The organism is Collinsella sp. AM29-10AC, from assembly GCF_003469085.1.
GTDB lineage: Bacteria > Actinomycetota > Coriobacteriia > Coriobacteriales > Coriobacteriaceae > Collinsella.
Genome location: NZ_QSKB01000043.1, coordinates 1 through 8,256 on the forward strand (window position 1 = coordinate 1; position 8,256 = coordinate 8,256).

Here is an 8,256-nt window from a genome sequence, read left to right on the forward strand (position 1 = left end):
GCGGCCCGCGCTGCATGAGCATGCCCTTCTGGCGCGAGGACCTCTAAGGTTTTAACGGTTCCGGTGCGGTCCCCCTACAACCGCACCGGTTTCGCCCGTCAAACGGGCACCACTTTTTAGTAATTCACTTTTTCGAAAGGAAACGAACCATGGGTGTTAACCTCTCCGGCCGTAGCTTCCTCAAGCTCCTCGACCTCACCACCGAGGAGATTGAGTACCTGCTCAAGCTCTCCAAGAACTTCAAGGACATGAAGCGTGCTGGCGTTCCGCACCGCTATCTCGAGGGCAAGAACATCGTCCTGCTCTTCCAGAAGACCTCCACTCGTACCCGCTGCGCCTTCGAGGTCGGCGGCATGGACCTGGGCATGGGCGTTACCTACCTCGATCCCGGTTCGTCCCAGATGGGCAAGAAGGAGTCCATCGAGGACACCGCTCGCGTTCTCGGCCGCATGTATGACGGCATCGAGTTCCGCGGCTTTGCCCAGGACGACGTCGAGGAGCTCGCCGCTAAGTCCGGCGTGCCCGTGTGGAACGGCCTGACCACTGAGTGGCACCCCACCCAGATGCTCGCCGACATCCTGACCGTCCAGGAGAACTTCAACTACGACATCAAGGGCAAGACCCTCGTCTTCATGGGCGACTGCAAGAACAACGTCGCTCGCTCCCTCATGGTTGTCTGCTCCAAGCTCGGCATGAACTTCGTGGCCTGCGGCCCCGAGGAGTGCATGCCCGCTGACGACGTCATCGAGGCCTGCAAGCCCATCGCCGAGGCCAACGGCTGCACCATCAAGCTGACCACCGACGTCAAGGACGGCGTCACCGGTGCCGACGTTCTCTACACCGACGTTTGGGTCTCCATGGGCGAGCCCGACGAGGTCTGGGCCGAGCGCATCGCTCAGCTCACCCCGTATCGCGTTACCTCCGAGGTCATGGCTATGGCCAACCCGGGTGCCATCTTCCTGCACTGCCTGCCCAGCTTCCACGACACCAACACCACGATTGGCGCCGAGAAGTGCGAGCAGTTCGGCATCACCGAGCAGGAGGTCACCGACGAGGTCTTCGAGAGCCCCGCTTCCAAGGTCTTCGACGAGGCCGAGAACCGCATGCACACCATCAAGGCTGTCATGTACGCTACGCTCAAGTAAGAGCATCTAGCATCTCGCTCGGGGTGCATTGCTGCGCACCCCGAGCACTTTTGTCTGGTAAAAATCTCGCACCGAACGACATGCACGGCACGGAAGAGCCGCTTCGGGCGAGATCAGTAAATGATTTATGAAGGGGGGATGAGAACTATGACTGAGACCGCTAAGAAAAAGCGCGGTATGCCTTCATCGTTCACCATTCTTCTTGCTCTGCTGGCAATCGTCGCGGTTGTTACCGTTATCGTCTCCGGTACGTCCGGTGGCGCGGTTACCGCTGCCCGCTTGAGCGATTTCTGCACCGCCCCGGTCAAGGGCTTCGCTGACGCTCTGCCCGTCTGCCTCTTCGTTATGATCCTCGGCGGCTTCCTCGGCATGATGACCGAGACCGGCGCCCTGGACAACGGCATTGCCGTTCTGGTGCAGAAGCTTAAGGGCAATGAGATCATGCTCATTCCCGTGCTGATGCTCATCTTCTCCCTCGGTGGTACCACCTATGGTATGTGCGAGGAGACCGTTCCCTTCTACGCCCTGCTCGCCGCTACCATGATGGCTGCTGGCTTCGACCCCATGGTCGGCGCTGCAACCGTCCTGCTCGGCGCTGGCTGCGGCTGCCTCGGCTCCACGGTTAACCCGTTTGCCGTCGGCGCTGCCGTCGACGCTCTGACCGGCGTTGGCATTGAGGTCAACCAGTCCATCATCATCGGCCTCGGTGCCGTCCTGTGGATTGTTACCACCGCCATGTCCATCTTCTTCGTCATGAGCTATGCCAAGAAGGTCAAGGCTGACAAGGGTTCCACCATCCTTTCGATGCAGGAGCTCAAGGACGCCGAAGAGGCTCACGGCAAGGCTGCTTCCGAGGTTCACAAGGAGGTCAAGCTCACCGGTCGTCAGAAGGGTGTTCTGATCGCCTTTGCCTTCACCTTCGTCGTCATGATCGTCGGCTTCATCCCGCTGGCCGACCTTAACGAGGGCGTCGCCAACTTCTTCGATGCTGGCGCTGTCTATGACGCCGACGGTAACGCCATCGTTCAGGGCTGGTCTGCCCTGATCACCGGCCTGCCCATTGGTCAGTGGTACTTCGACGAGGCTTCCACCTGGTTCTTCCTCATGGCTGTCCTGATCGGTATTATCGGCGGCCTGTCCGAGAAGCAGATCGTCAACACCTTCATCACCGGCGCTGCCGACATGATGTCCGTTGTCCTCGTCATCGCCCTCGCCCGTGGTATCTCCGTCCTCATGGCTAGCACCGGCCTCGACGTCTACGTCCTCGACGCTGCCGCCAATGCTCTGGCTGGCCTGTCCGGCGTGATCTTCGCTCCCATGAGCTTCCTGGTCTACTTCGGCCTGTCCTTCCTGATCCCCTCGACCTCCGGTATGGCTACTGTCTCCATGCCCATCATGGGACCGCTGGCTGTTAAGCTCGGCTTCTCGCCCGAGGTCATGGTCATGATCTTCTCCGCCGCCATCGGCGTCGTGAACCTGTTCACCCCGACCTCCGGCGCCATCATGGGCGGTCTTGCCCTGGCCAAGATCGAGTGGACGACCTGGCTCAAGTTTGCTCTTAAGCTCATCGTCGCTCTCTCCGTCGTCTGCGCCATCATCCTGACCGTCGCTTGCGTGATGCTCTAAGTACCCCTTGGGTACCCCACGGAAACCATGACGATCCTATAACGGATCACCTGGTCATCGTCTGTCCGGTGGGGTAACCCCACCGGTAGACTCCTACCTTTGGCCCCCTCCCGTTCCGTGCGCGGGAGGGGGCGCACTTATGTTGCGCGGTTCTACGAACCGCGCAACCAGTTGACGCTGCGCGCCGCCCAGGACGACAATTTGTCATTCAAAAGGCAAGGCATGACCAAAAGGTCTATGCCTTGCCTTTTTCATGCCAACTTGTACGTCCTGGACGGCGCTCGCTGTCCGTCCTCTGCCTGCGGCGCTTTCCATTGTTGGTGCAGGGGCGCTTTGCCTACTCTGGCGGGCTTTCGCTGGCTTATGCTCAACCTGCGACGTTTTCATTGTTGGTGCTGAGTGCCTTGTTTCCCGTTCCAAATGAGCCACCCCGGGTCCCCGGCGGTTGCGGTGGGCGTGTTTGGTTGGTGCCTGTTGATGGTCTGGTTATCGGGGAGGGCGGGCTCCGTTATAATCGCGTAGGAACTTAATTTACGAAACGGGACGGGAGCCATACATGCGCCAGGGTTTCGACAACGCGAAGTATATCGAGCTGCAGGCTGCTCACATTAAGGAGCGCATCTCGCAGTTTGGCGGCAAGCTGTATTTGGAGTTTGGCGGCAAGCTGTTCGATGACTATCATGCCAGCCGCGTGCTACCGGGTTTTGAGCCGGACAGCAAGTTCCGCATGCTCAAAAGCATCGCCGACGATGTCGAGGTTATCATCGCGATCAACGCGAACCACATCGAGAAAAACAAGGCTCGTGGTGACCTTGGCATTACCTATGACGAGGATGTGCTGCGCCTGGTTGACCTGTTCCGCGGCAACGGCTTTGCTGTCGCGGCCGTGGTCATCACCCAGTACGCTGGACAGCCTGCTGCCGATGTGTTCCGCAACCGCCTGAACGCGCTCGGTATTCCCGCCAAGCTGCACTATCCCATCGAGGGCTATCCGCACGATGTCGATCTGATTGTGTCCGACGACGGCTATGGCAAGAACGAGTTTGTCGAGACCACCCGACCGCTCGTTGTCGTGACGGCGCCCGGCCCTGGCTCGGGCAAGCTCGCTACTTGCCTGTCTCAGCTCTATCACGAGCACAAGCACGGCACGGCCGCCGGCTATGCCAAATTCGAGACCTTCCCGGTTTGGAATCTGCCCCTTACGCATCCGGTCAATATTGCCTACGAGGCCGCCACGGCTGACCTCGACGACGCCAATATCATCGATTCGTTCCACCTTGAGGCCTACAACAAGACCACGGTCAACTACAACCGCGACGTCGAGGCCTTCCCGGTAGTCCGTGCCCTGATGGAAAAGATCCTGGGCAAGAGCCCCTACCAGAGCCCTACGGACATGGGCGTCAATATGGTCGGTTTTGCCATCACCGATGACGATGCCTGCCGCGACGCCTCCAAGATGGAGATCGTCCGCCGCTACTTTACCGCGGTCGAAAATGTGCGCCGTACCGGCGTGGGCGATGAGCAAGTCGACCGTCTCAAGATTATTATGAAGAAAGCCGGCATCGATAAGAACTACTCACCGGCGCGCTCGGCGGCCCTCACCAGGGAGCAGCTGACGGGTGGCCCCGTGGGTGCCATGGTCATGCCCGATGGCTCCGTGGTGACCGGTAAGACCTCAACGCGCCTGGGTGCCGCAAGTTCGCTCATTATGAACGCCCTCAAGCATGTCTCGGGCGTCGACCTTGAGCTCGAGGTCATTAGCGATGAGGCGATCGAGCCCATCAGCAAGCTCAAGACGCATTTCCTGGGCAGCAAAAACCCGCGCCTCCACACCGACGAGACGCTTATGGCGCTGTCGATCACCTCGGCCACGAGTGAGACGGCCGCTCGCGTCCTTTCGGGCCTGGAGCAGCTGCGCGGTTGCGATGCCTTCTTTAGCGTGATTATCTCGCCGACGGACGAGACGGTACTGCGCAAGTTGGGCATCAACGTGTGCTGCGAGCCCAAGTTTGAGCGCCGCGGTTTCTTCCATCGCTAAGTTTGAAGCACCGCGGTAATTGCATTGCATTTTGGCCGTATCGGGTTAGCGCCCGGTACGGCTTTTTGATCAATAAAGCGTCTATTTCGGCGAAAAATAGCTGTTTACCTGCCTAGAAACAATTTGAGCGGTATACAATAACCGTAACTGTTTCATCCTTAGCGGGATGCCGCATGATGGATATTACCTGCCATCGTGAGGTGTGTCGGTCGCGCACGTCGCGTTAGATGCTCGTGCTCGGTTTGAGGAGGCTGCTATGGCGGGCAAGGGTCGTGCGAGTGTCAACGATATGAAGCGTGTCGAGGTGCTGGTGTTGATGGAGATCGACCAGCAAACCGAAGACAATGGCGGGCCGTATGGTTTCTCGCGCAAAACGCTTGCCGAGCGCGTGGGGGTTTCGCCGTATCGTGCCCGCGCCGCAATCGATCGCTTGGATTCCGAAGGTATGATTGATGTCGTCTCGCGTTGTAGCGACGACGGCGGTCAGCTTGCAAATGGCATTTGCCTCACCGAACGTGGTGAGTGGTATCTTGAGGGCGTCCGTACCGGCATGCTCGTTCAAGAAATGCTTGAGGACGAGGTTGCTGATCGATAGCAGCATGTAACCCTTGCCATAGCGACGCCGCCTGGGAAACCGGGCGGCGTTTTGTTTCAAGATTGAGAAATGCAATCGCACGCGAGAAAAATTGCGGACGGTCCGCGGCGCGAGTATTACAATGAAGACCCGTAAGATGTGGATAAACAACTTCTACGGGAAGCGCAGGTAACTCAATATGACCAAGCATGTGTTCGTAACCGGTGGCGTGGTTTCGTCCCTGGGCAAGGGTATCACCGCGGCCTCGCTGGGCCGTCTGCTCAAGTCGCGTGGCTACAAAGTAACGATGCAGAAGGCCGACCCGTATCTGAACGTCGACCCCGGTACCATGAGCCCGTTCCAGCATGGTGAGGTCTTTGTAACCGAGGATGGTTACGAGTCCGACCTGGACCTGGGTCATTACGAGCGCTTTATTGATGAGAACCTGACCCGCGATTCCAACTTTACGACCGGTGCCATCTACAAAAGCCTAATCGCCCGCGAGCGTCGCGGCGACTTTTTGGGCGGTACCGTGCAGGTGATTCCTCACGTCACCAATGCCATTAAGGATAAGTTCCGCCGCATCGAAGAGCAGACCGGCTCCGATATAGTCATCACCGAGCTGGGCGGCACGATCGGCGACATCGAGTCCCAACCGTTTGTCGAGGCCATTCGTCAGTACCGCAAGGAGGCCGGCCCCGAGAACGTCTGCTACATCCACGTGTCGCTCGTTCCCTATATCGCCGCCGCCCACGAGGTCAAGACCAAGCCCACGCAGCATTCCGTCAAGGAGCTCCGCAGCTTTGGTATCCAGCCCGATATTATCGTTCTGCGCTCCGACCACCATATCGATGACGCTATCCGCGGAAAGATCGCAAGCTTCTGCGACGTCGACACCGATTGCGTCTTTACCAACGAGGACTGCGCGAGTATTTACGATGTTCCGCAGCTGCTTGCCGAGCAGGACTTTGACCTGCGCATTTGCGAGCGCCTGGGTCTGGACCCGCGTGAGCGCGACATGAGCGAGTGGAACGAGTTCCTGCGCAAACAGAATCACGCCAACCATCACGCCGACAAGGTGAAGATCGCCGTCGTTGGCAAGTACACGCAGCTGCCCGATGCGTACCTGTCGGTTATCGAGGCCCTGCACCATGCGGGCGTCTTCTACGATCGCCATGTGGACGTCCAGCTGGTCGACGGCGAGAGCCTCGACGAGCAGAATGTCTCCGAAGTTCTGGGCGACGCCTCGGGCATCCTGGTCCCCGGCGGCTTTGGCAAGCGCGCCCTGGAGGGCAAGATCCTCGCGGCCGAGTTTGCCCGCGAGCACAAGATTCCGTATCTGGGCATTTGCCTGGGTATGCAGGTGGCCGTGTGCGAGTTCGCCCGCAACGTCGTCGGCCTTGCCGGCGCCAGCTCCTCCGAGTTCGACCCGGACGGTCCGTTTAGCGTCATCGATCTGATGAGCTCGCAGGAGGATGTCACCGAGAAGGGCGGCACCATGCGTCTGGGCGCCTATCCGTGCAAGCTCGCCGCCGATACCCTCGCTCGCGAGGCATATGGCGAGGATCTCGTCTACGAGCGTCACCGTCACCGCTTTGAGTTTAACAACGCCTTCCGCGACCAGCTCGAGGACGCCGGTTTGGTTATCTCGGGTCTTTCGCCCGACGAGCGTCTGGTCGAGATGGTCGAGCTGCCGCGCGACGTGCATCCTTGGTATGTGGCAACCCAGGCTCACCCCGAGTTCAAGAGCCGTCCGACCAACCCGCAGCCGCTGTTCCGAGAGTTCGTGCGTGCCTCGATCGGTCAGCACGAGGGTGTCGATCGCCTGCAGGTGACGCCCATGAACCTCGCTACGGACTAAGGGTGCCGGCGAACAAAGAACATACCGAAGCTACTCCCTCGTCGCTCGCCGTGGCGGCGGGGGAGTATCTCGATTACCTCGCGGTCGAGCGGGGTTTGGCGCGCAACACGATTGCGGCCTATCGTCGTGACCTGACGACGTACTGCGCCTATCTGGAGCGGGCGGGTATTGTGTCTTTTGATGAGGTGACTCGTCAGGTCGTGGAGGGCTTTGTCGCCGACCGTCGGGATGGGGGCTATTCCGATGCCTCGGTGGAGCGTGCGCTTGCGGCCGTGAAGGGCCTGCATGCCTTTTTGGTGCGCGATGGGATTGTGGCCCAAAATCCAACGGCGGCGTTGCGCCTGCCTAAAAAGGCTGAGCGTTTGCCGGAGTATCTATCGGTGGAGGATGTCTCGGCGCTGCTCGATCAAGACTTCCCCGAGGGCGAGATGGGCTTGCGCGACCATGCCATCTTGGAAGTGCTCTACGGATGCGGCTTGCGTGTGAGCGAGTTGGTGGGGCTCGATGTGGACGATATCCATATCGACGATGGCTTTGTGCTCGTTCGCGGTAAGGGCTCAAAGGAGCGCCTGTCTCCGTTGGTGGGAAGCGCGGCGCGAGCTCTGACGCGCTATATAACTAAGGGGCGTTCTCGCTTGGCGGCCCATGCCCACGGAACCGAGACCTCGGCGGTCTTTTTAAATAAGAACGGCCGCCGTCTGTCGCGCCAGGGCATCCATGCCATCTGTGAGCGCTACGGGCGCCAGGTGGGGCTGGTGGGACTCCATCCCCATACGCTGCGTCACTCCTTTGCCACCCATATGCTTGCGGGCGGTGCAGACCTCCGTGTGCTACAGGAGATCTTGGGACATGCCGATATATCGACCACGCAGGTCTACACGCATGTCGATCGTACGCAACTGACCGAGGTCTATCTGGCGGCGCATCCGCTAGCACATCGCTAGCACCTCGCTGACCTGCATATTTATAAATACTAAAGGGGACGGGCCCCAGATTGCCGAGACGCACTTTT

Annotated in this window: 6 protein-coding genes; all 6 read left to right on the forward strand. The window is 59.5% G+C overall.

Annotation, left to right across the window (positions count from 1 at the left end; translation table 11 throughout):
- The first annotated feature begins 149 nt into the window (after positions 1–149).
- The 6 genes from argF to xerD all read left to right on the forward strand — a co-directional run bounded on the left by argF (position 150) and on the right by xerD (position 8,188).
- A complete protein-coding gene (gene argF / locus DW754_RS10475; protein WP_117584234.1) occupies positions 150–1,145 on the forward strand; it encodes an ornithine carbamoyltransferase in 996 nt (331 codons plus the stop codon).
- Positions 1,146–1,283: 138 nt separating this feature from the next.
- Positions 1,284–2,771, forward strand: coding sequence for a YfcC family protein (locus DW754_RS10480; RefSeq protein ID WP_369831814.1), 1,488 nt, complete (start codon positions 1,284–1,286; stop codon positions 2,769–2,771).
- A gap of 556 nt (positions 2,772–3,327) precedes the next feature.
- Entirely contained in the window at positions 3,328–4,809 is a 1,482-nt protein-coding gene (locus tag DW754_RS10485; RefSeq protein WP_006234276.1) for a DUF1846 domain-containing protein, read from the forward strand.
- 256 nt (positions 4,810–5,065) lie between these two features.
- A complete protein-coding gene (locus tag DW754_RS10490; protein ID WP_117758738.1) occupies positions 5,066–5,404 on the forward strand; it encodes a hypothetical protein in 339 nt (112 codons plus the stop codon).
- Positions 5,405–5,582: 178 nt separating this feature from the next.
- A complete protein-coding gene (locus DW754_RS10495; RefSeq protein WP_117758737.1) occupies positions 5,583–7,244 on the forward strand; it encodes a CTP synthase in 1,662 nt (553 codons plus the stop codon).
- Between the two features lie 2 nt (positions 7,245–7,246).
- Positions 7,247–8,188 (forward strand): site-specific tyrosine recombinase XerD, encoded by a 942-nt coding sequence (gene xerD / locus DW754_RS10500; RefSeq protein WP_117758736.1) that lies wholly within the window; start codon positions 7,247–7,249, stop codon positions 8,186–8,188.
- The last annotated feature ends 68 nt before the right edge of the window (positions 8,189–8,256 follow it).

What these genes read in the sequence shown, in the direction of transcription:
- argF (WP_117584234.1), top strand. Translation starts at nt 150, where the DNA reads ATGGGTGTTAACCTCTCCGGCCGTAGCTTCCTCAAGCTCCTCGACCTC.
- DW754_RS10480 (WP_369831814.1), top strand. Translation starts at nt 1,284, where the DNA reads ATGAGAACTATGACTGAGACCGCTAAGAAAAAGCGCGGTATGCCTTCA.
- DW754_RS10485 (WP_006234276.1), top strand. Translation starts at nt 3,328, where the DNA reads ATGCGCCAGGGTTTCGACAACGCGAAGTATATCGAGCTGCAGGCTGCT.
- DW754_RS10490 (WP_117758738.1), top strand. Translation starts at nt 5,066, where the DNA reads ATGGCGGGCAAGGGTCGTGCGAGTGTCAACGATATGAAGCGTGTCGAG.
- DW754_RS10495 (WP_117758737.1), top strand. Translation starts at nt 5,583, where the DNA reads ATGACCAAGCATGTGTTCGTAACCGGTGGCGTGGTTTCGTCCCTGGGC.